The sequence below is a fragment of the Roseovarius sp. D0-M9 genome (genome assembly GCF_037083805.1).
Lineage (GTDB): Bacteria > Pseudomonadota > Alphaproteobacteria > Rhodobacterales > Rhodobacteraceae > Roseovarius.
Genome location: NZ_JBAPKZ010000022.1, coordinates 58,487 through 79,936, shown reverse-complemented (window position 1 = coordinate 79,936; position 21,450 = coordinate 58,487). Strand labels below are relative to the sequence as shown.

Below are 21,450 nucleotides of genomic sequence, written 5' to 3'. Positions count from 1 at the left end.
GACGCGCCATTTGCGCATCTGTCAGCCAGAAAAGATCAGACATATCACCGCTCCATTTTCGGACGGTGAATCACGCCGCTAGAATGAAATCAATGGGTCCAGAGCCTAGTTGTATCGCAATCGTGCCTCTCTCGTAGGCGCCGCTCTGCGCCACATTCGCGGCCGCGCCATTTTGCCCATTGTCATTAAGGCCCTTGGGGCTTTAGTGTAACAAAGTGGAACATGCGCTGAAAAACGCGCTCTCCGCTTGAGTTTCGCTGCGTCGAACACGCGTGTAGGCCAAAACGCCGGCACGTTCGCGCAGACCGATCAGGCCATTTGAAAAAAGGGCCGCACAAACGCCGGGCCGCACCTTCGGGAACGCACCGGATACATCATGGGCGCCTCAAAACGGCGCCGGAGAAGAAACGCGATGACGCGCGCAACACAGGATAAATCACCTCCCGGGGGCCGCCATGGCGCCCCCGTTTGCGTGCCTGACATCGCCATAATCAGACATCCCCGTCACGCCGCCGCCCCACCAGGGCAGCTGCGCAAGCGTGGGTGCGAACGGACAAAATGGCCAAAAAAATGCTTATCGATGCCACCCACGCCGAGGAGACTCGGGTCGTGGTGGTCGACGGAAACAAGGTTGAGGAATTCGATTTTGAATCTGAGAACAAACGGCAACTCGCCGGAAACATCTATCTCGCCAAGGTAACTCGGGTCGAGCCGTCCCTTCAGGCGGCCTTCATCGACTACGGCGGAAATCGCCACGGTTTTCTGGCGTTCTCTGAAATCCATCCTGATTATTATCAGATCCCCGTCGCGGACCGTGAGGCCCTGATGGAGGAAGAACACGCTCATGCCGAGGCGCAGGCCGCCGAGGAAGAAGAGCGCGCCAAACCTGCCAGCCGCTCGCGCGGCGGACGTGGCCGTTCGCGGGCGGCACGCTCGGATGATGGCGACGCGGTCACGACCGGCGACGTGTCGGGCATGGAAACGATTGATCTGGACGAGGGCGACGACGACGAGGAAGGCTCCTCCCCGATGGAGCGCGTCGCCGAGACGCCCGTCGAAGAGCCCAATGGCGATAGCGGCAGCGCAAGCGAGGACGACGACGGTGCGGCCAAGCCGAAACCGCGCCGCACGCGGTCGCGCCGGGGCCGGGCCAAGGACACCGAGAGCGACGATGGCGATGATACGGCCGATGCCGCCGACAAGGATGAAGGCATCGAGACGGTCGCCGATGAGGACAGTCAGGATGACATCCGCCCGCCGCGCAAGCCGCGTCCGCGCAAATACAAGATCCAGGAAGTCATCAAGGTGCGCCAGATCCTTCTGGTGCAGGTCGTCAAGGAAGAGCGCGGCAACAAGGGTGCGGCGCTGACCACCTACCTGTCGCTCGCCGGGCGCTACTGTGTCCTGATGCCCAACACCGCACGCGGTGGCGGCATCAGCCGCAAGATCACCAACGCCGTCGATCGCAAGAAGCTCAAGGAAATCGCGACCGAGATCGACGTGCCGCGCGGCGCGGGCCTGATCGTGCGCACCGCCGGTGCCAAGCGCACCAAATCCGAGATCAAGCGCGACTACGAGTATCTTCAGCGCATGTGGGAGCAGATCCGCGAGCTGACGCTCAAATCCATCGCGCCCGCCAAGATCTATGAAGAGGGCGATCTGATCAAACGTTCGATTCGTGACCTCTACAATCGCGATATCGACGAGGTTCTGGTCGAAGGCGAGCGCGGCTACCGCATCGCCAAGGACTTCATGAAGATGATCATGCCGTCCCATGCCAAGAACGTTAAGAATTACATCGACACGATGCCTCTCTTCGCGCGCTTCCAAGTGGAATCCTATCTCAATTCGATGTTCAATCCGACAGTTCAGCTGAAATCGGGTGGCTACATCGTGATCGGCGTGACCGAGGCGCTCGTGGCCATCGACGTGAACTCGGGCCGCGCCACCAAGGAAGGCTCGATCGAGGAAACCGCGACCAAGACCAACCTCGAGGCCGCCGAAGAGGTGGCGCGCCAGCTGCGCCTGCGCGATCTGGCGGGCCTGATCGTCATCGACTTCATCGACATGGACGAGCGCAAGAACAACGCCGCCGTCGAAAAGCGCATGAAGGACAAGCTGAAAACCGATCGCGCGCGCATTCAGGTCAGCCGCATCTCGGGTTTTGGCCTGATGGAGATGAGCCGCCAGCGCCTGCGCCCCGGCATGATCGAGGCGACGACACAGCCATGCCCCTCGTGCCATGGCACCGGCCTCATCCGCTCTGACGACAACCTTGCGCTGAATATCCTTCGCCAGATCGAGGAAGAGGGCACCAAGGGCCGTTCGCTCGAGGTGCTGGTGCGCGCCCCCGTGGGCATCGCCAACTTCCTGATGAATCAAAAGCGCGAGCATATCGCACAGATCGAGGTTCGCTATGGCCTGTCGGTGCGTATCGAGGGCGATCCGTCGCTCATCAGCCCCGATTTTGCGTTGGAGAAGTTCAAGACAGCCACCCGCGCCGTGCCCGAACAGGTGCTGCGTGTCGTGTCGGTCGACAGCTCGCTGATGGATGATATCGACAGCGAGACCGAGATGGAGCCGGACGAGCTGCCTTCGGATGAGGACGAGCCTGAGGAAGAGCCGCGCCAGCAGAGCCGCCGCAGCGATGGCGATGAGAGCAATGGTGAGGACGAGGACGGCAAACCCAAGAAGCGCCGCCGCCGCCGGCGCCGGAGCAAGTCGTCCAGATCGCGCGAAGATGGCGAGAACGGTAATGGCGAGAACGGCAACGGTGATGAGGCCAATGGCGATGACGTTAGCACCGAAGATGCAGGCGAGCCTGTAGCCCAAGGCGGCGGTCGCTCCAGATCCCGCTCGCGCAGCCGCAGTGCCAAACCCGTCGCCACGACAGAGGGTGCGGCAGATGAGGCCCAAGCAGAGGGCAGCAGCCAAGCCCCGGACGCACCCGCAACGGATGGCGCACCTGTCGAGGAGGCGGCCAAGCCCAAGCGCACCCGCAAGCCGCGCGCGAGGAAGGTCGACACTGCTGCGGCAGAGACCACGCCAGAGACCGCGCCGGAAGCCCCCCCGGCCGAGGCCACCGAGGAGGCGCCCAAGCCCAAACGCGTGCGCAAGCCGCGTGCCAAGAAGGCCGACGCAGGGGCTGGCGCAGGGGCTGGCACGGAGACTAGTACCGACACCGCTCAGCCGGTTGCCGATATCGCACCCGAAGCGGCTGCACCGCCCGTTGCTGCGCCCGCCTCCGAAGCCACGCCAGAGCCGCAACCTGAAGCTCAAGCCGAGCCTCAGCAAGCGCCCGAGCCTGTGCCGCAAGCCGCACCCAAGAAGGCCCCCGAGCCCGCCGTGCAGCCCGCCGCCGCCGCGACGGAGGCGCCCCGTGACGAAGCAGAGGCCAGCACCGACGAGGCCAAGCCCAAGCGTAAGGGTTGGTGGTCGCTGGGTCGCTAAACACGCAAGGATGCGGCAGGCAGGGTCTTTCCTGCCTGCCGCGCCCTTAGCCCGCATGCTGAAAATGAAAAAGGCGCGGCTCGCAAAAGCCGCGCCTTTCGCACAAGCCATATGTGCTTATCCTGTCATTTCACTGTTCTTGAAATACTCGAAAGCCCGGTCAGCCGCCCTTGCGCACCGTATAGACAGCGCGCCCGTCTTCATCCTCGACCGCAATCAGCGCATGGCCAGCCTCGGCGCAGAAATGCGGCACGTCGATCGCGGCAGCCGGATCATCACAATGAAGGCGCAAGACATCGCCCACGGCAAGCCTTGCGAGCCGCTTGCGCAGCTTGAGCACGGGCAGGGGGCACAGAAGGCCAATGGCGTCGATTTCGTCCATGGTGCATGGGGTATCGCGCACCGCGCAGGCTGTCCACAAACTTGTGACAAGCTGCCGCGTGACGCCGCCCAGGCTATAGGCTAAGCCACGCATATGTTTGGAATCGAAATCATGGATGCGGGCCTCATTCCCGCGATGATCGTGGCGCTGATGGCCGGGACGCTGTCCTTCCTCAGTCCGTGCGTGCTGCCCATCGTGCCGCCCTACCTGGCCTACATGAGCGGCGTGACCCTGCCGGACCTGACGCAAGAGGGCGGCGTGCATCGGCGCCGCGCCATCGTGCCCGCGCTATTCTTTGTGCTGGGGCTTTCGACCATCTTCTTGCTCCTTGGCGCGGCGGCCTCTGCGCTCGGGCTTGCGTTCTTGCAGTACCAATCGACGCTCAGCAGCATCGCGGGCGTTCTGGTCATGGGGTTTGGCCTGCATTTTCTGGGTATCATCCGCATTGGTTTTCTGGACCGCGAGATGCGCATGGATGCGGGTGACCAAGGCGGCAGCGCCTTTGGCGCCTATATCCTGGGTCTCGCGTTCGCCTTCGGGTGGACACCCTGCATCGGCCCGCAGCTGGGCGCGATCCTGTCGCTGGCGGCAAGCGAGGCATCGGTGGCGCGCGGCACGGCTCTTCTGGCCGTCTATGCCATCGGTTTGGGCGTACCCTTCATCCTAGTCGCCGCATTCCTGCCGCGCCTCACCGGCGTCATGGGCTGGATGAAGCGCCACATGGCGCGCATCGAGAAGATCATGGGCCTGCTTTTGTGGACCATCGGACTGATGATGGTCACGGGCGGTTTTTCCGCCTTCGCCTTCTGGCTGCTTGAGACGTTTCCGGCGCTTGCCGTCCTCGGCTAGATCTTTCGGGCGACACCTTGGCTAACAGCCTCGGGGCATAGCGCTGTGCCCAATAAAAAGGGTGCGCGCACCGCTTATCTGGCTGATGTCACTGGGTGAAGTCGTGGCGTTTCACGGGGGCTGTGCGGCCTTACTCTTGCCCCGATCATGGCCTAGCGTTATGCACAAATGGCCAGACCCGGACCAGCCCATGACCAAGCCCATGACGCGCACAGACCGCCAGCCTGCCCCAATCAGCCGCCCGGCGGATGCGCCGCGTGTGACGCGGCGCCGTGTCTTCTACATTCCCGGTTATGATCCGATCCACCCGCGCCGCTACCGCGAGCTTTATCGCAAGGAGGGCGCGGATCAGGCGGGCATTTCGGGCTATGAGGTCACGCTCAGCGCCCGCGCCTCGCGCCCCGGCGCGCGCTATGGTTGGAGCGTCGCAGGCCGGATCGAGGGGGGCGAGGTGGCCGCCGAGATCGATGTGCTGGTCTGGTCCGATATCGTGCGCGCCTCGATGAGCCATACGATCGCCGCTACTTATCTTCAACTTGTCCGCACCGCCTGGGCCTATATCGGCAGTGGCGCGCTCTTTCGCCTCATGCGGCTGCGCAAGGGGCCGATCATCGCCGCGCTCTACCCGGTGGGGTTCTTGATCTTGCAGGCGGCGATTGCCCTTGGCGCAGGCTATATGCTGGCCCGCGCCGTCGTCGCCATTGCGGGCGTGGCCGTGCTTCCGGGCGCGCTTGGGGCTTTGCTGGGGGCGCTGACAGGGGCAGGCGCGGCCTATGCGATCCTCAGGTGGTTCAAGGCGCGCGATGGCAGGTTCTATGCATATTACCTCATGCATGATTACGCCTATGCCGCGCGCTATGGCGGGGCCAATCCCCCGCCGCTCGAGGCGCGCATGGCGGAATTCGCGGATGAGATTGCCGAGGCGCTGACGCAGGATGTGGACGAGGTGCTGGTCGTGGGTCACTCCTCGGGCGCGCATTTGGGCGTGTCGATCCTCGCGGATCTGATCCGCGCGGGCCGCGTGCCGCCGGGTGGGCCTGCGCTGGCCTTCCTGTCGCTGGGGCAGGTGGTGCCGATGGTGTCCTTCTTGCCCGGCGCGCACCGCCTGCGCGCGGATCTGGCCTTTCTCAGCACCGCGCGGGCGCTGACGTGGGTGGATGTAACCGCGCCGGGCGATGGCTGCGCCTTCGCGCTCTGCGATCCGGTGGCGGTGTCGGGCGTCGCGCCGCCGCGCCGCCGTTGGCCGCTGGTCCTGTCGGCGGCCTTTACCCAGACCCTTAGCCCGGCGCGATGGCGCACGCTCAGGTGGAAGTTCTTTCGCCTGCATTTCCAATATCTCTGCGCTTTTGACCGGCCCGGCCAATACGACTATTTCCGCATCACCGCCGGCCCCCAAACGCTTGCGCAACGCTTTGAAGGGCGCGCGCCCTCGGCCAGCCGGATCGTGGCGCCGGTCAACAAATTCACCAGTATCGCCCCGTGACCCTGCCGCCCAAGCCCCCTGCGCGCGTTGGCCGCGTATCGCTTTGGCGGTATCTGCGGCTCTTTCGCGCCGACATTCTCTCGGCCCAGCCCGCGCGGCTCTACCGCGCATGGATGGCCGAGTTCCGCACGCCCTTCTTTCGCTCATACCTGTGCAATCAGCCCGATCTGGTGAATCTCGTGCTCAAGGGGCGGCCTGATGATTTTCCCAAATCGGACCGCGTGCGCGAGGGGCTGACGCCGCTTTTGGGCAATTCGGTGTTTGTCACCAACGGCGACGTGTGGAAGCGGCAGCGCCGCATCATCGACCCCGCCTTCGAGGGTGGGCGCCTGCGCCATGTCTTTCCGGCGATGCTGGAGGCCGGAGAAAGTGCGGTGCGCCGCCTTGGTGCCCTTGCTGATGGCACCCCCCGAGACATCGAGGGCGAGGCAAGCCACGCCGCCGCCGATGTGATCTTTCGCACGCTCTTTTCCATCCCGATCGAAAACGAGGTGGCGGCCCGCGTCTTTGAAGAGTTTCGCGCGCATCAGCGCACGCAGCCGGTGGTCAACCTTGCCGCGCTGATCCCGCTGCCAAGATGGATGCCGCGCCCACATCACCGCGCCACGCGCCGCACGGCAAAGGTGATCCGCGGTCTCATCCGGCAGCTGACCTCGGCCCGGATGGCGGCCGTGCGCCAAGGCACCGCACCCGCAGATTTGGCGACCAAGATCATCACCACGCCCGACCCCGAGACGGGCAAGGGCTTTGACACCGAGGAGATGGTCGATCAGGTCGCCATCTTTTTCCTTGCCGGGCATGAAACCAGCGCCTCGGCGCTTGGCTGGGCGCTCTACCTTCTGGCGCTTTATCCTGAATGGCAGGACCGTGTCGCGGCCGAGGGGCAGGCCGTCTTTGGCGACGGTGCTCCGCAGTTTTCGCACATGTCAAAGCTTGGCCTCACGCGCGATGTCTTTCGCGAGACCTTGCGCCTCTATCCTCCGGTGCCGATGATGGTGCGCGAGGCGCGCTGCCCCGAGACGTTCCGGGACCGCAGCGTCGCGCCCGGCAGCCAGATCGTGCTGAGCCCTTGGCACCTACACCGGCACGAGCGTATCTGGGATGCGCCCGATGAGTTCAAGCCCGAGCGATACGCCACCGAGGCGGGCCGCCAGTGCCTGCGCGAGGCGTTCATCCCTTTCTCCGCCGGTCAGCGCGTTTGCCCCGGCGCGGGTTTTGCGATGATCGAAGGCGTTCTGTTGCTGGCGATGCTGGTCCGCCGCTATCGTTTTGATATCGTGCCAGAGCGCCCTGCAATGCCGGTCGCGCATCTGACGGTGCGCGGCAAGGACGGTATCTGGCTGCGGATCACGCCGCGCTGAGGCGTGCGGGGCAACTGCGCGGCTGCGCCGTTGGAGCAGTGCCCACAAGGGCCGGAGCGTGGTGTGGTTGCGGATGCGTGGCGCATCCCGCGCCATAAACAGTGGAACATTTCGGGCGGGCGAGGTATTGGCGAGCTATGAACAATATCCTGTTGATCCCCTCGACGCTCTGGCGCAAGGCGCACGCTTATTCCCAGAAACTCTGGGTGCGCGTCCTCGCGATGGGCTTCTTGTCGATCCTGTCGCTGGGCCTCACGCAGTTGGTCGAGCTCTTCGTGCCCGAGCCGATCATGTCGCGCGTTTCCGGCGAGGCGGCGGACAGGCTGCTGGACATCATCTCCAGCGCGATGCTCTCGGTCACGATCTTTTCGATGACAGTCATGGTGTCGGTCTATCGCAGCTCGGCCTCGCAGTGGACCCCGCGGGTCCATCGCCTGATCATGAGGGACAGCCGCACGCAAAAGACGCTGGCCGCGTTCATCGGCACCTATGTCTATGCGCTGGTCGCGATCATCCTGCGGGAAATGGGCGTCTTTGGCGACGATCACGCGCTGGTGCTTTTCTGGCTGACCGTGGCCGTGTTGGCCTTTGTCGTGTGGTCGCTGGTGCGCTGGATGCTGCACCTGCAAACATTTGGCAGCCTCCTGCACACCACGCGGCAGGTCGAGGGCATCACCAAGGAACGCTTTCAGGAACGGTTGCGCACACCCTGCCTTGGGGCCAATCCGCTGACGGGGGACGTGCCCGAAGACGCGCAGCCCATCAAGGCGGACCAAAGCGGATACATCCAGCATATCTACCCCGAGGGTCTGAATGCCGTAGCCGAGCGCTATGACGTCTTGCTCTATCTGCCGCGCGAGATTGGCTCTTTCGTGTTCCTGCACGAGCCTCTTGGCTGGCTTGTGGGGGATGTCAAAGACGAGGATCGCGATGAATTCCTGTCGCTGGTGCGGGGCCACATCAACGTCAGCGATTTGCGCGACTATGATCAGGACCCTCGCTTTGGCCTCGTCGTCATGGGGGAGATTGCATCAAAGGCGCTGTCGCCGGGCATCAACGATCCCGGCACGGCGATTGACGTCATCACGCGCGTTGGCCGCATCCTTTCGAGTTACTCGAGCCACGACACGCGGCGCGACTCCCACGATGATGGCGAGACGGACAGCGGCGAGGAGGGCAAAGGCCCCAAACTGGACCGCCTGTGGGTGCCGCCTCTGTCGCCCGATGACCTTCTGGATGATGGATTTGGCGCCTTGCTGCGCGATGGCGCGCATCTTTTCGAGGTGCAGCATCGCCTGCAGGCGACGCTCTCCGGGCTGATGCGCCACCCCGACGAGCGCTTGCAGAGCGCCGCGTTTGATTTTGCCGAGCTGGCGCTGCGCCGCGCCCTCGAGGCGATGGAGTTCGAGCCCGACCGCACCCGCCTGCTGGCCAGCGTGAGCGAGCGACTGCACCGGAGCGTGACCCAGAGCTGATCGGCGCGCGCTTGCGAGGCGCCGCCACTTCATCAGGCCGCCGCGCCCCTAGCGCTGCGCCCGTGTAACGGGCGGAGAAGGAAACCCGTGCGCTGACCTGCCTCAGAGCTTGCCGATCTTCAGCCGCGTGATGCGGTTGTCCTTGCGCGCCAGCACTTCGAAACGAAAGCCATGGAAGTTGAACACCTGGTTCACCTTGGGGATCATCTGCGCCTCATGGATGACGAGGCCCGCGATGGTGTTGGCGGCGTCGTCAGGCAGGGACCAGTCGGTCGCGCGGTTCAGATCGCGGATCGTCGTCGCGCCATCTACGAGATATTGGTTGTCCTCGCTGCGGCGGATCGGATGCTCGGAATCGATGTCGAACTCATCGGTGATCTCGCCCACGATCTCCTCCAGGATATCCTCGAGCGTGATCAGCCCCTGAAGCGAGCCGTATTCATCCACCACCAGTGCGAAATGCGTCCGCATCCTGAGAAACTGGCGCATCTGATCGTCCAGCGTCGTCGTCTCGGGCACGAAGTAGGGCTTCATCACGACCGAGGTGATGTCGAAGGTGCGCCAGGCATCGGTGCTGCCGCCATCGCCGAGGGCCAGCTTGTGCATCGCGCGCAAGAGATCCTTGGCGTGAACGATGCCGATGATGTTGTCGGGGTCGTCCTTATAGACGGGCAGGCGGGTATGGGGCGATTTCAGGCATTGATCCAGAATGGCAACCGGCTCGAGGCCCGCATCGATCATCTCGATCTGGCTGCGGTGGCGCATGATCTCCTCGACCGCTCGTTCGCCCAGATCCAGCGCGCCAAGGATGCGGTCGCGGTCCTCTTTCTCGACCACGCCCTCGGAATGGCCCAGATAGAGCGCGCCTGCGATCTCTTCGCGCACGGCCAGGATTTGGCCATCGGGGTCGGTCTTGACCCCGACGAGGCGCAGGATCAGGCGCACCAGCACGCGCACCGCATAGACCACAGGCGAAAAGACCCGGATGACAATGGTGATTGCCGGGGCCACGCGGCTCGCGGCGGCCTCTGCATTGGTGATGGCATAGGTCTTGGGCAGCACCTCGGCAAAGATGAGAACGAGGAGCGTCATCACCAGTGTTGCCAGCGCGACGCCCGATTCCCCGAAAAGCCCGGTGAAAAGCGCGGTGGCCAGCGACGTGGCCAGGATATTGACAAGGTTGTTGCCCAGAAGGACGCTGCCGATCAGCCGCTCGTTATCTTCGGTAATGGCCAAGGCGCGTTCGGCCCCCTTGTCGCCCTTGTCTGCGCGGGAGCGCAATTTGCCCCGGGATGCGGCCGTCAGCGCTGTTTCGCTGCCCGAAAACAGGCCCGACATCACCAGAAGCGCAAGGATCGCCAGCGAGGTGATCCAGAAGGCGGCGTCGAAGGTCGTGTTTATCGCGTCCATTGGTCTTTGGGTCCTTTTGTGCAACACGGGTTATGGGGCGCGATGCGCCGGCGATCAAGGGATCATGGCAGATGAATTGGATTGACCGCGGCACGCTTGATGGCCCTCTGCTGCTGTTTGGCGGCCCTTATTCGAATTTGCAGGCACTGGAAGGGCTGCTGCACATGGCGGTCTTGCGGCATCATGGCGCACGCTAGGCGGTCTTCCACGTGGGCGTGCACGATCTGGCGCTTCATCTGGCCCGGCAGCGATGCGGGCGTCATCGGGATGCCGTCACATGATGGTGCCCCGGCGACACGCTATGCGCACCTCGCCGGGGGCGCTGGAGTATGATACGGTGCGGCGCGCGCCGATATGATCGCCGCCGGGCTGACTCAAGGCTATGATGCGGCGCTAGGCACGGGTTATTGGCCGTCCGAGGATGTGCTGCCGGATGATTTGCGCGTGGCGCTCTCCGACAGGGAGTGATGCTCCAGCACCAGCGCCTGAAGGCGTGCGTCCAGCACATGGGTATAGATCTCGGTCGTGGCGACATCCGCATGCCCCAAGAGCGCCTGAATCGCCATCAGATCGGCCCCATTGGCCAGCAGGTGCGTCGCAAAGGCATGGCGCAGGGTATGCGGCGTGACCGCAGCCGGGCTGACGCCGCCTGCCACCGCCAGCTCCTTGATCAGCACGTAGAACCGATGTCGCGTCAGGTGCCCGGCCTTGCCCGAGGAGGCAAAGAGATTGGGCGAGGGCGCCTTGCCCTTTTCGCGGTCCCGTTCGGCCTGCGCGTCCAGCATTGCCAGCCATGCCTCCAGCGCCGCGCGGGCAGGGGGCGAGAGGGGCACCATCCGTTCCTTGCCGCCCTTGCCTCGGATCATCAGCATCTGCGGATTGCCCCGCGCCGCAGCAATCGGCAGGGAGACAAGCTCGCTCACGCGCATGCCCGTGGCATAGAGCAGCTCCATCAGGCATGTGTTTCGGCAGCGGTCGCGCGCGCTGCGCCCGGCCGTGCGGGCTGCGGCCAGCAGGCGGTCGACCTCTTCTTCGCTCAGCGTCTTGGGCAGGCGCGCATCGCGGCCCGGCCCCTTGATGCGCATCGCGGGATTATCGCTGCGCAGACGGTCCTCAAACGCGAAGCGGTAAAGCTGCTTGACTGCCGAGAGGCGCCGCGCGCGGGTGGATCTGGCCAGCCCCTGTGCCTCCAGATCAACGAGATAGCGCTCGATGTCGTCTTGGGTGGCCGTATCCGGTGCCAGGTTGCGATGCGCCAGCCAAGCGGTGAAATCGGCCAGATCGCGGGCGTAGGCCTCAAGCGTGTTGCGCGCCGCACCTTGCTCGGCTGCCTGTGCCTCCAGAAAGGCGGCACACCACTGGCCCGAGGTGGTCATCGCAGAGGTCTCATATCTCGGCGCCAAGGATCAACGCCTGAAGGGCCGCGCGCCGTGCGACATCTTCAAGGCCAACGGCGCGGAGCGTGCGCAGCGCGCCTGCCATTTCCCCCGGATCGCCGTCCGCGCGATCAAATTGCAGGGCGGCCGACAGGATCGCCTCGCCAAGTCGGCCCGCCTCGATCAGCGCGGCATGCTCCGGCAAAGCCTCTGGCGCGGCGGATCCGGGCGGCCGGGCCAAGGCGGTGGCAATCATGCTTTGCGCCGGACCACTGGCCAGTGCTGTGTCCGGGCGGCCCTGTGCCAGCCCGGCAAGGAACTGCGCCCCGGTCGTGCCGGGGGCGCCGGGCGCCGCCGCCTCGTAATCTGGCGTCAGCAGCGCAAGGCGAAACACCAGCCCGCGCAAGCGCGGTGGCACGGCGTCTGCGTCCAGACGCTCGGCAAAAAGCTGAGCGAATGGCACTGCCAGCCCTTCGCCGCGCATCAGCGGCCACGCCTTGTCCAGCGCGGCACCTGCCGCCTCGGCATCGCTGCGCGACAGCGCCTCGTCAAGGGCCTGCACAGCGCTGACACGCTCCCATACCCCGCCCGAGGCCGAGGCATCCTGCCGGGTGTAAAGCCCCATCAGACGCCCTGGTGCCAGCGCGCCCGCCCGCGTCAACCGCTCGGCAGCCTCGATCTCGGCCTTCCAGCCGACGGTGCCGCGCAGGTCGGCCATGGCAAAGGCCAGCGGCAGGCTGCGCGTTGAAAGGGGGGAACCGATCGCCTCGAACAGGCGAAACTCCAATGGCGAGGGCGTGGCGCTGGGGATGGGGGGATCGGCCTCTTCGGCCATTTCCGGGTCAAGGAATTGTTCCAGCAGCGCGGCCTCTGTCCCCTTGAGAATGCCAAGCGCGGCGCCAGTGTCATACATCAGCGCCGCGGTGGGCCAGTCGCCGCTCAGAACGGCACAGTAGATGCGCGCTGCATCATCGCTCATCAGGCCGGGGGTGCTTTGCAAGGCGGTGCAGGCTTCGGTCTCGGCGCCGACGAGCAACGCCAGATCGAACCAAGCGGGAAAGGTTTCGGGTGTGTCCGTTCCGGCGCGGTCCAGGAGTTCCAGCGCAGGCTCTACCGCGCCGAACCGGCGCAGCATGTCTACTCGCGTGCGCAGATAGGCCCCCTCTGCGCCGGTCGGAGGCTCGGCCTCGGCCAAGAGGAGCGTGTGATAAAGCGCGGCGATTGCCGGGGGCGGCTGCTGGCCCGCACGTTGCCATAGCCGGGTGAGCCGGGCCGCCTCGCTGCCAGACCAGAGGCTGGCGGGCAGGCCGGTGACGGAGGGGGGCAAGAGGCCGACGGCGCCGCTGGTCGCCTCGCCCAGCGGTGTCATCTCGACCTCGGGAATACTGACTTGCCCTGCGACAGGCGGCTCGCTCAGGTCAGGGCGAAAACCGCTGCCGGGCAGGCCCCGAGACCAGTCTGGCCCAGACGTGTCCGTTTGATCCCTGTCCACCTGATCCAGCCAGTCTATCGCGGACAAGGGACGCTCGGCGTCCTGCGCCGGCAGCGCGCCCGGTATCAGCGCCAGCGCAATCGCGGCGGCGCATCTGGCCTCACTGCGCATCTAACAGGATGTCCTGACGAATCTCACTGGCGGCGGGCGTGAAATCGGCGCCAAAGAAGGGACCGATATAGGCATAGCCCACCAACCCGACAAAGCCGAGTATGGCAAGGTAAAACAACCACTTGATAAGTCTGAACACGATATGCCTGCCTGCGGTTTGATCCGTCTTGGCCAACTTATAACTGGCCTTTGCCGCAAGATCACGTCATTCAATGCCCAATTGCAATCAATGGGCGGGGGAGTGCCGAAATTGGCGGGCAAAAAGCCAGCGACATTGGGCCGGACAGTCGTCCTCGTCGGCATGATGGGCGCGGGCAAGACAGCGGTCGGCAAGGCGCTGGCCGCGCGCCTGGGTGTTCCCTTTCGCGATTCCGACGCCGAAATCGAAACCGCCGCCGCCATGAGCATCGCCGAAATCTTCGAGCGNTGGCCGCGCGCCTGGGTGTTCCCTTTCGCGATTCCGACGCCGAAATCGAAACCGCCGCCGCCATGAGCATCGCCGAAATCTTCGAGCGCGACGGCGAGGCGTTCTTTCGCTCGCGCGAGACCGAGGTGATCGCGCGGCTGCTGTCGGCGGCGCCCTGCGTGCTCAGCACCGGGGGCGGCGCCTTCTTGCAGCCGCGCAACCGCGAGATCATCTCGCAGCGTGGCGTTTCGGTCTGGCTGAATGCCGATCTGTCCCTCCTTTGGAGCCGGGTCAAGAACAAGGACACCCGGCCCTTGCTGCGCACCTCCGATCCCTATGGCACGCTGCGCGCGCTTTATGAGGCGCGGGTGCCGATCTATGCGCAGGCCGATATCGAGGTCGTCAGCCAACCCGGCTACACGATCGAGAAAATGACCACCCGCGTGATCGACGCATTGGCCACGCGCCCCGGCATATTGGAAATTTCATGAGCAATATCATCCACGTCCCCCTGGGGAGCCGCGCTTATGAAGTGCATGTCGGCCCCGGCTTGCTGGCCCGCTCGGGCGAGTTGGTCGCGCCGCTGCTGCGCCGCCCTCGCGTGGCTGTGGTCACCGACGAGGCCGTGGGGGCACTGCATCTGGATGCGCTGCGCGCGGGGCTAGCCGCCGCTGACATCGAGATGACCGCGCTGACGCTGCCGCCGGGCGAGGCCACGAAATGCTGGGCACAACTCGAGCGGGTGACAGAATGGCTCCTCGCCGCGCAGATCGAGCGCAATGACGTCGTCATCGCGCTGGGTGGCGGCGTCATTGGTGATCTGGTCGGCTTTTCCGCCGCGATTCTGCGGCGCGGTGTGCGCTTCGTGCAGATCCCCACCAGCCTTCTGGCGCAGGTCGACAGCTCGGTCGGCGGCAAGACGGGCATAAACTCGGCCAAGGGCAAGAACCTGATCGGCGCCTTTCACCAGCCCAGCCTCGTTCTGGCTGATATCGATCTGCTTGCGACGCTGAAAAGCCGTGATTTTCTGGCAGGTTATGGCGAAGTCGTAAAGTATGGGATGTTGGGGGATGCCGCGTTCTTCGACTGGCTCGAAGGACATGCACCTGACATGGCCGCAGGCGACACGGGCGCGCGCATCCACGCCGTTTCCCGGTCGGTCCAGATGAAAGCCGACATCGTCGCGCGGGACGAGACCGAGCAGGGCGATCGCGCGCTGCTCAATCTCGGCCACACATTCTGCCACGCGCTCGAGGCCGCGACGGGCTATTCGGATCGCCTGCTGCACGGCGAGGGCGTGGCCATTGGCTGCGCACTTGCGTTCGAGTTGTCGGCGCGCCTCGGCCTTTGCCCTCAGGAGACGCCCAGTCGTGTCCGCGCCCATCTCAGGGACATGAAGATGAAGGTGGATCTCTCTGATATAAAAGGTGATTTGCCGGATGCGCCCTCGCTCCTTGCGCTGATGGCCCAGGACAAGAAGGTGAAGGACGGCCGCCTCCACTTCATCCTCGCGCGCGACATCGGCGAGGCATTCGTCACGTCCGACGTGCCGCCCGAGGCGGTTCTTTCGGTCCTCGAAGACGCGCTCGCCGCCCGCTGATCGGCGCGCACAAGGGGGCAGCGCCCCCTTTCATTGTTCCAAAAATACTCGAATTCCCCCGCTCGGCCCAAGCGCAGGAATGAGAGGTTTCAGCCCAGCTTCACCAACGCGTGGCGCTTCTTGCCCGCGCTCAGCTTGACCGGCTGGGCGAGGTCCGCGGCACTCAGCATCAGCCCCGCATCCTCCAGCGGCGCATCGTTCAGCCGCGCGCCTTGCTCGGCGATCAGGCGTTTGGCGTCCTTGCCGGATTTGGCCAGCCCTGCGCGCACGATCAGTTGCACCACTGACACCCCTTCGCCTGCTTCCTCGGCACTCAGCACCAGGGTCGGCAGATCGTCCCCGACGCCGCCCTTCTCGAACACCTCGCGTGCTGTCGCCTCGGCGGCGCGTGCAGCGTCAACTCCGTGCAGTAGACCCGTGACTTCATTGGCCAAAATCACCTTGGCTTCGTTGATCTCAGACCCGCCAAGTGCCCCCAGCCGCTCGCATTCCTCCAAGGGCAACTCGGTATAGAGCTTGAGGAACCGTCCGGTATCGGCGTCGGTCGTGTTGCGCCAGAATTGCCAGAACGTGTAGGGGCTGCACATCTCGCCATTCAGCCAGATGGCGCCGCCCTCGGATTTGCCCATCTTCCTGCCGTCCGATGTGGTCAGCAGCGGCGAGGTCAGGCCAAAGACATGGCCCTCGATCACGCGCCGGGTCAGGTCGATCCCGTTGACAATATTGCCCCATTGGTCCGACCCGCCCATCTGCAAGGCACAGCCATAGCGGCGGTTCAGCTCAAGGAAATCATAGGCTTGCAGGATCATGTAGTTGAACTCGAGAAAGCTCAGCGACTGCTCGCGGTCAAGGCGCGACTTGACGCTCTCGAACGACAGCATCCGGTTGACCGAGAAATGCCGCCCGATATCGCGCAGGAATTCGAGGTAGTTGAGACCATCGAGCCATTCGGCATTGTTGACCATGATCGCGTCGGTCGCGCCGTCCCCGTAGGTCAGGTATTGCGCAAAGACCTGCTGCATCCCGTCGATGTTCTCGTTGATGACGGCATCGGTCAGCAAGGGCCGCTCATCCGCGCGAAAGCTGGGATCGCCCACCTTCGTCGTGCCGCCGCCCATCAGCGTGATAGGCTGGTGGCCGGTCTTTTGCAGCCAGCGCAGCATCATGATGTTCAGCAGATGCCCGATATGCAGCGATTTCGCGGTTGCGTCATAGCCGATGTAGCAGGGCATCACGCCCGCCATCAGCCGCTCGTCCAGACCCTGCATGTCGGTGCAGTCGGCCAGATAGCCGCGCGAGACCATCACGTTGAGGAATTCGGATTTGGAATGGTAGGTCATGGCGCTTGTCCCGGATTGCTTTGCGCGGCATGTATAGGTGCGCATCGGGCAAAGGAAAAGAGCATGTTGAAGGCGGTGAAGGACGGCGCGCGCGTCTGGGCGCTGGGGGCGATGTCGGGCACTTCGCTGGATGGTGTCGACGCCGCCCTGATCGAGACGGATGGCGAGGCGATTTTCGGCTTCGGCGCCAGCCGCTACCGTGCCTATCTGGCCGAGGAGCAAGCGGTGCTGAGCGCCGCTCTGGGCCGGTGGCCGGGGGATGATCTGGAGGCGGCGGGCCGCGTCGTGATGGAGACACACATCGAGGCGCTCAGCGGCTTTGATGCCGCGCTCGTCGGGTTTCACGGTCAGACGCTGGCGCATGATCCGGGCGGGCGCGGCACGCATCAGCTGGGTGATGGCGGCGCCTTGGCGGGGGCCTTGGGCGTTCCGGTGGTCTGGGATTTTCGCAGCGCCGATGTGCGTCTGGGCGGGCAGGGCGCGCCGCTGGCGCCGTTTTTCCATCATGCCTGCGCGCGCTACATCGGTGCGGACGCCCCCGTTGCCTTTCTCAATCTGGGCGGTGTCGGCAATCTGACATGGGCCGACCCGTCCGTGCGCCGACCCGAGGATGCGGGCGCGCTGATGGCCTTCGATACCGGGCCGGCCAATGCCCCGATCAATGATCTGATGATGGCCCGGCGCGGCATGCCCTATGACCGGAACGGTGCGCTGGCCAAGGCCGGCACCGTCGCCGAGGGCGCGCTGGAGATGTTCCTTGATGAGGCGTATTTCCTCAAGATGCCGCCCAAATCGCTCGACCGTGACGCCTTTGCCGACATGATCGACCTCGTGGGCGAGCTGTCCGATGCCGATGCCGCCGCGACCCTCACGGCGATGTCTGCCGCTGCCGTCCTGCGCGGGATGGAGCATTGCCCAGAGCCGCCCGCGCGTCTGTTGGTGACGGGGGGCGGGCGACACAATCCGGTGATGATGGACATGCTGCGCGCCGCGCTCGATTGCGATGTGGCCCCGGTCGAGGATTTGGGCCTTGATGGTGATATGCTCGAGGCGCAAGCCTTTGGGTATCTGGCGGTACGCGTGGCGCGCGGGCTGCCGACCTCCTGCGCTGCGACGACGGGCGTGCGCGCCGCCGTGTCTGGCGGCACGCTCAGCACGCCCCCGGCGGCGTAACGACCAGCCCGGTGGTCGAAGCAGGAGCGGCCGCCCCCATCACTGCGGGCCGGGCGCGGCAAGGGGGCCCCGTTGGTCTGGGGCCGCTTCGGGATCAGCAGGCGCGCGCAAAATCGTCGCACCGCCCTATATTGGAGAAAGACCGACAGGCATTGGACCCAGACCGATAGGAGAGACATCCGAATGAGCGATCCGAACACGCAAGCTGGCATCAGCCGTGCCGAAGCCCAGGGTGTGCGCTACGCCGCCGAGCTGGAGGGCCATGTGCGCTGGCTTGACTCCATTACGGGCGCCGCGCTTGGCGTGCTCGCGACCGCCTCGGGCATCTACACCTATCTTGGCGTGTCCTCCCTTCTGGATGACAACGGCGCGCTCAGTTTTTTTGCCGCCGCCTCGTATTCCATTGCCGTTTCGGTCGGCATCTTTGTCTTTTGGTCCTACCTGATGCGCCTGTTGCCCTCGGTGCGCAGCATGGCCTCGCGGATCGGGCTCCTGGTGTCGATGGGCATCGGCTCGCTCGCGATCATCGCGATGTCGTCCTGGCTGAATGCTGCCGCGCTGGCCGGATCGGCGGCGGTCGAGCAGCATCTGGCGCGCACCGTGCAGGACTATCAAGCCTCTTTGGAGCAGGCCAACAACATCGCGGTGTCGGCGCAGGGCCTAGAGCGGGACGTGGCCCGTGTGCGCCAGTCCTTCGAGGACCTGAGCGCACAGGAGGCCAGCGGCGATCTTTCTGGACTGGCCGGACGCGGCGCGGTCTTTCGCGTGCTCAGTCAGAAGGCGGACGAGCTGCGCGGTCTCGAGGCGCAGATCGCCTCGCAGCAATCATTGGTCGAGGCGGCCTTTGCCGAAGGCAACGCGACGCTCAGCCGGATGCGCGCTCTGACGGTCGAGCCGGGCCCGGTCGAGCCGCGCTCGGTTCATTTCTCCGAAGAGGCGGTGCGGCTTGCCGGTTTCATCACCCAGTTGCGCCAGCTTTCGGTTGCCCCGTTGGTTTCACGCGCGGCGCAGGATCTGGCGGCCTCAGTGGTGCTGCCAGAGCTTGACGGGCGCTCGGATGCGGCGCGCGGCGATCAGCAAAGCACGATCGCCTCGGTGCTCGACGTGCTGGGCCAGCGGGCCGCGACGCTGCGCAGTGCCGCCGATGCGGTGGTCGCCATGCCTGCCCCCGCCGACACGACCTATACGCCCATTTCGACGGCCGACGCGGTGATCCGCTATGCGGGCAATTTCGCGCCATCCTGGGCGGGGGCCATCGCGATTGACCTGCTTCCGGGGGTGCTGGTCTTTATCCTCATGGTGACGCAGGCGGCAATCCGGTCGGGCCGCGAGGGCGTGGGCATCGAGCAGACGCTGACCCTGTCGGAACTGCGCGCGGCGATGATGGTGCTGCACGAGATGGACGAGGTGCGCCGGCCTGTGCCGCCCGCATCGCCGGAGCCCGAAGTGCGCACGACAGAGGAGCGCACAAGGGGCAACGGAGCCCCCACGCCATGAGCGAGCAGGCCAACAAGCGCGGCTGGGATGCGCGCCGCGTCCTTTACGCGGTGCTGGGGCTGCAATTGGGTATGGCCGTGCTCCTGGCAGGCTCGGACGTGCTGGGCGCATTGCCGCAGCTGATGCGCCCGTCCAGCGCGCCCGGCTTTGACAGCCCCGTTGCGCCGGGCGATCAGACGCGCCGCTTTGCACCCCGCGACACCCCGCTGCCCGAGCGCGGGCCCGGCGCGCCCGAGCGGCCCTACCGCAACACTGGCGACATGCCGAGCCGGCTGGAATTCATTCGCGAGGGCGCGGCGCTGCGCCTGACAGGCACCATCGCGCCCGGTGATGAGGCCCGCATGGCCGAACGGCTGGAGGCCGAGGAAGGGATAGAGCGCATCACGCTGAACAGCCCCGGCGGATCGGTGCGCGACGCGCTGGCGATCGGACGCAGCATCCGTGCCGCAGAGATGAACACGCACATCGAGGCAGGCGATGTGTGCTTTTCCGCCTGTCCCTATCTTCTGGCGGCGGGCGTTGCGCGGTCTGCCGGTGAGGGCGCGCAGGTGGGAGTCCACCAGCATTACTTCGGTGAGAACACCGTGCTGCCTGCGTTTCTGGCGGTCGAGGACATTCAGCGCGGGCAGGGCGATGTGATGGAGTATCTGGGCGATATGGATGTGGACGTCCGGCTCATGCGGCATGCGCTGGCGACGGCGCCGGACGACATCTATGTGCTCTTGCCCGAAGAGTTGCTGGAGTATCGCCTTGTCACCACAGGTGGCGAGGATTGAGCGGGGCGGAGCCTCCGGCGGGGATATTTTTAAGCAAGAAGAAGCAGATAGGGTGTCCCTGCCACAAGGGGCAAAAGGGCTGGCTAGCGGGTGAGGATGCGCATGCCATGGTCCAGCCCCTCGAGCGTCATCGGGACCATGCGGCCTTCGAAGATCTGCGCGATCATCTGGGTTGATTGGGTATAGGGCCAGCGCGCCTCGGGGACCGGATTGATCCACAGGTTTGATGGCCACTGCGCACGGGCGCGGGCAAGCCATGTCTGGCCTGCCTCTTCGTTCCAATGCTCGTTGGCGCCGCCGGGGTAGGCGATCTCGTAGGGGGACATCGCGGCGTCGCCGACGAAGATGCTGCGATACTCGGACCCGTAGGTATTGAGGATGTCGTGGGTGGGGGTCTTTTCGCTCCAACGGCGGCGGTTGTCGCGCCAGACGCCCTCGTAGAGGTAGTTGTGAAAGTAGAAATGCTCTAGCTGTTTGAATTCTGAGCGGGCTGCCGAGAAAAGCTCTTCGACCAGCTTTATGTGCGGGTCCATCGAGCCGCCGACATCCAGAAAGAGAAGCACGCGTGCGGCGTTGCGCCGCTCGGGCCGGGTTTGAACATCCAGATAGCCCTTTTGGGCGGTGGAGCGGATGGTGCCGTCCAGATCGAACTCCTCCGCGCCGCCGTCGCGCGCCCATTGGCGCAGGCGGCGCAGGGCCATCTTGATGTTGCGCGTGCCCAGTTGCACGTCTCCGGCGAGGTTGGCGAACTCGCGCTTGTCCCAGACCTTGACCGCGCGCTGGTGGCGCGATCTGTCCTGCCCGATGCGCACGCCCTCGGGATTGTAGCCATGCGCGCCGAAGGGCGATGTGCCGCCCGTTCCGATCCATTTGGAGCCACCCTCGTGGCGGCCCTGTTGCTCGGCGAGGCGCTGTTTCAGCGTCTCCATCAGTGCGTCAAAGCCGCCAAGGGCCTCGATCTCGGCTTGCTCTTCGGGGCTCAGGTGCTTTTCGGACATCTTGCGCAGCCAGTCCTCGGGCAGATCGACCGCGTTCAGCACATCCTCGGCGCTGATCTGCTCGAGCCCGTCAAAGGCGCTGGCGAACGCACGGTCAAATCGGTCGATATGCCGCTCGTCCTTAACCATCGCGGTGCGGGCGAGGTAGTAAAACCCGGTCACATCGTAGGTGACGAGGCCCGCGCCGACACCTTCCAGAAAGGTCAGGTATTCGCGCAGTGATACAGGGATACCCGCGCCGCGCAGCGCCTGAAAAAAGGGCAGGAACATC

General features: G+C 65.0%; 17 protein-coding genes and 1 pseudogene. 11 read left to right on the top strand and 7 right to left on the bottom strand.

What is annotated here, in order from left to right:
* Positions 1 to 558 precede the first annotated feature (558 nt).
* Complete coding sequence (locus V8352_RS14655) at positions 559 to 3,450, top strand: Rne/Rng family ribonuclease (RefSeq protein ID WP_336425037.1); 2,892 nt, start codon at positions 559 to 561, stop codon at positions 3,448 to 3,450.
* A gap of 160 nt (positions 3,451 to 3,610) precedes the next feature.
* On the opposite strand, the gene V8352_RS14650 is transcribed toward V8352_RS14655, so the two are convergent.
* A complete protein-coding gene (locus tag V8352_RS14650; protein WP_336425042.1) occupies positions 3,611 to 3,832 on the bottom strand; it encodes a sulfurtransferase TusA family protein in 222 nt (73 codons plus the stop codon).
* Positions 3,833 to 3,925: 93 nt separating this feature from the next.
* Between V8352_RS14650 and V8352_RS14645 the strand changes: the two genes are divergently transcribed.
* The 4 genes from V8352_RS14645 (at position 3,926) to V8352_RS14630 (ending at position 9,000) form a co-directional block, all read left to right on the top strand.
* Positions 3,926 to 4,681: a cytochrome c biogenesis CcdA family protein gene (locus V8352_RS14645; RefSeq protein ID WP_336425036.1), complete on the top strand. Its 756-nt coding sequence runs from the start codon at positions 3,926 to 3,928 to the stop codon at positions 4,679 to 4,681.
* Positions 4,682 to 4,883: 202 nt separating this feature from the next.
* Entirely contained in the window at positions 4,884 to 6,164 is a 1,281-nt protein-coding gene (locus V8352_RS14640) for a hypothetical protein (RefSeq protein ID WP_336425035.1), read from the top strand.
* On the top strand, positions 6,161 to 7,525 hold the full coding sequence (locus V8352_RS14635) for a cytochrome P450 (RefSeq protein ID WP_336425034.1): 1,365 nt from the start codon (positions 6,161 to 6,163) through the stop codon (positions 7,523 to 7,525). The genes V8352_RS14640 and V8352_RS14635 overlap by 4 nt, the downstream gene beginning before the upstream one ends.
* Positions 7,526 to 7,662: 137 nt before the next feature.
* Positions 7,663 to 9,000, top strand: a complete 1,338-nt coding sequence (locus V8352_RS14630; RefSeq protein WP_336425033.1) for a DUF2254 domain-containing protein — start codon at positions 7,663 to 7,665, stop codon at positions 8,998 to 9,000.
* 102 nt (positions 9,001 to 9,102) lie between these two features.
* Here the strand turns inward: V8352_RS14630 and V8352_RS14625 are convergent, their stop codons facing one another.
* Positions 9,103 to 10,410: an HlyC/CorC family transporter gene (locus V8352_RS14625; RefSeq protein WP_336425032.1), complete on the bottom strand. Its 1,308-nt coding sequence runs from the start codon at positions 10,408 to 10,410 to the stop codon at positions 9,103 to 9,105.
* A 71-nt stretch (positions 10,411 to 10,481) separates the two neighbouring features.
* Between V8352_RS14625 and V8352_RS14620 the strand changes: the two genes are divergently transcribed.
* Positions 10,482 to 10,607, top strand: a complete 126-nt coding sequence (locus tag V8352_RS14620; protein WP_336425031.1) for a hypothetical protein — start codon at positions 10,482 to 10,484, stop codon at positions 10,605 to 10,607.
* 207 nt (positions 10,608 to 10,814) lie between these two features.
* On the opposite strand, the gene V8352_RS14615 is transcribed toward V8352_RS14620, so the two are convergent.
* The 3 genes from V8352_RS14615 to V8352_RS14605 are packed head-to-tail and all read right to left on the bottom strand — an operon-like array spanning position 10,815 to position 13,528.
* Complete coding sequence (locus V8352_RS14615; RefSeq protein WP_336425041.1) at positions 10,815 to 11,786, bottom strand: tyrosine recombinase; 972 nt, start codon at positions 11,784 to 11,786, stop codon at positions 10,815 to 10,817.
* A gap of 10 nt (positions 11,787 to 11,796) precedes the next feature.
* On the bottom strand, positions 11,797 to 13,389 hold the full coding sequence (locus V8352_RS14610) for a hypothetical protein (protein WP_336425030.1): 1,593 nt from the start codon (positions 13,387 to 13,389) through the stop codon (positions 11,797 to 11,799).
* Positions 13,379 to 13,528 (bottom strand): hypothetical protein, encoded by a 150-nt coding sequence (locus tag V8352_RS14605; RefSeq protein WP_336425029.1) that lies wholly within the window; start codon positions 13,526 to 13,528, stop codon positions 13,379 to 13,381. The genes V8352_RS14610 and V8352_RS14605 overlap by 11 nt, the downstream gene beginning before the upstream one ends.
* A 90-nt stretch (positions 13,529 to 13,618) precedes the next feature.
* On the opposite strand from V8352_RS14605, the pseudogene V8352_RS14600 reads away from it, so the two are divergent.
* A pseudogene (locus V8352_RS14600) lies at positions 13,619 to 14,286 on the top strand (shikimate kinase).
* Complete coding sequence (gene aroB, locus V8352_RS14595; protein WP_336425028.1) at positions 14,283 to 15,395, top strand: 3-dehydroquinate synthase; 1,113 nt, start codon at positions 14,283 to 14,285, stop codon at positions 15,393 to 15,395. Before V8352_RS14600 ends, aroB begins: the two are co-directional and overlap by 4 nt.
* Before the next feature lie 89 nt (positions 15,396 to 15,484).
* On the opposite strand, the gene tyrS is transcribed toward aroB, so the two are convergent.
* Positions 15,485 to 16,735 carry a tyrosine--tRNA ligase gene (gene tyrS, locus V8352_RS14590; RefSeq protein WP_336425027.1) on the bottom strand — a complete coding sequence of 417 codons (1,251 nt, stop codon included), beginning with the start codon at positions 16,733 to 16,735 and terminating at the stop codon, positions 15,485 to 15,487.
* 63 nt (positions 16,736 to 16,798) lie between these two features.
* Between tyrS and V8352_RS14585 the strand changes: the two genes are divergently transcribed.
* From V8352_RS14585 to V8352_RS14575, 3 genes are all read left to right on the top strand, one after another.
* Positions 16,799 to 17,908 (top strand): anhydro-N-acetylmuramic acid kinase, encoded by a 1,110-nt coding sequence (locus tag V8352_RS14585; protein WP_336425026.1) that lies wholly within the window; start codon positions 16,799 to 16,801, stop codon positions 17,906 to 17,908.
* A 183-nt stretch (positions 17,909 to 18,091) separates the two neighbouring features.
* Positions 18,092 to 19,405 carry a hypothetical protein gene (locus V8352_RS14580; protein ID WP_336425025.1) on the top strand — a complete coding sequence of 438 codons (1,314 nt, stop codon included), beginning with the start codon at positions 18,092 to 18,094 and terminating at the stop codon, positions 19,403 to 19,405.
* Positions 19,402 to 20,181: a hypothetical protein gene (locus tag V8352_RS14575; protein ID WP_336425024.1), complete on the top strand. Its 780-nt coding sequence runs from the start codon at positions 19,402 to 19,404 to the stop codon at positions 20,179 to 20,181. The genes V8352_RS14580 and V8352_RS14575 overlap by 4 nt, the downstream gene beginning before the upstream one ends.
* A gap of 83 nt (positions 20,182 to 20,264) precedes the next feature.
* On the opposite strand, the gene V8352_RS14570 is transcribed toward V8352_RS14575, so the two are convergent.
* Positions 20,265 to 21,449 (bottom strand): vWA domain-containing protein, encoded by a 1,185-nt coding sequence (locus V8352_RS14570; protein ID WP_336425023.1) that lies wholly within the window; start codon positions 21,447 to 21,449, stop codon positions 20,265 to 20,267.
* Between the last annotated feature and the right edge of the window lies 1 nt (position 21,450).

Excerpts from the sequence above, each read along its gene's own strand:
- V8352_RS14655 (WP_336425037.1), top strand. The coding sequence starts at position 559 with ATGGCCAAAAAAATGCTTATCGATGCCACCCACGCCGAGGAGACTCGG.
- V8352_RS14650 (WP_336425042.1), bottom strand. The coding sequence starts at position 3,832 with ATGGACGAAATCGACGCCATTGGCCTTCTGTGCCCCCTGCCCGTGCTC.
- V8352_RS14645 (WP_336425036.1), top strand. The coding sequence starts at position 3,926 with ATGTTTGGAATCGAAATCATGGATGCGGGCCTCATTCCCGCGATGATC.
- V8352_RS14640 (WP_336425035.1), top strand. The coding sequence starts at position 4,884 with ATGACGCGCACAGACCGCCAGCCTGCCCCAATCAGCCGCCCGGCGGAT.
- V8352_RS14630 (WP_336425033.1), top strand. The coding sequence starts at position 7,663 with ATGAACAATATCCTGTTGATCCCCTCGACGCTCTGGCGCAAGGCGCAC.
- V8352_RS14625 (WP_336425032.1), bottom strand. The coding sequence starts at position 10,410 with ATGGACGCGATAAACACGACCTTCGACGCCGCCTTCTGGATCACCTCG.
- V8352_RS14620 (WP_336425031.1), top strand. The coding sequence starts at position 10,482 with ATGAATTGGATTGACCGCGGCACGCTTGATGGCCCTCTGCTGCTGTTT.
- V8352_RS14615 (WP_336425041.1), bottom strand. The coding sequence starts at position 11,786 with ATGACCACCTCGGGCCAGTGGTGTGCCGCCTTTCTGGAGGCACAGGCA.
- V8352_RS14610 (WP_336425030.1), bottom strand. The coding sequence starts at position 13,389 with ATGCGCAGTGAGGCCAGATGCGCCGCCGCGATTGCGCTGGCGCTGATA.
- aroB (WP_336425028.1), top strand. The coding sequence starts at position 14,283 with ATGAGCAATATCATCCACGTCCCCCTGGGGAGCCGCGCTTATGAAGTG.
- tyrS (WP_336425027.1), bottom strand. The coding sequence starts at position 16,735 with ATGACCTACCATTCCAAATCCGAATTCCTCAACGTGATGGTCTCGCGC.
- V8352_RS14585 (WP_336425026.1), top strand. The coding sequence starts at position 16,799 with ATGTTGAAGGCGGTGAAGGACGGCGCGCGCGTCTGGGCGCTGGGGGCG.
- V8352_RS14580 (WP_336425025.1), top strand. The coding sequence starts at position 18,092 with ATGAGCGATCCGAACACGCAAGCTGGCATCAGCCGTGCCGAAGCCCAG.
- V8352_RS14575 (WP_336425024.1), top strand. The coding sequence starts at position 19,402 with ATGAGCGAGCAGGCCAACAAGCGCGGCTGGGATGCGCGCCGCGTCCTT.
- V8352_RS14570 (WP_336425023.1), bottom strand. The coding sequence starts at position 21,449 with ATGTTCCTGCCCTTTTTTCAGGCGCTGCGCGGCGCGGGTATCCCTGTA.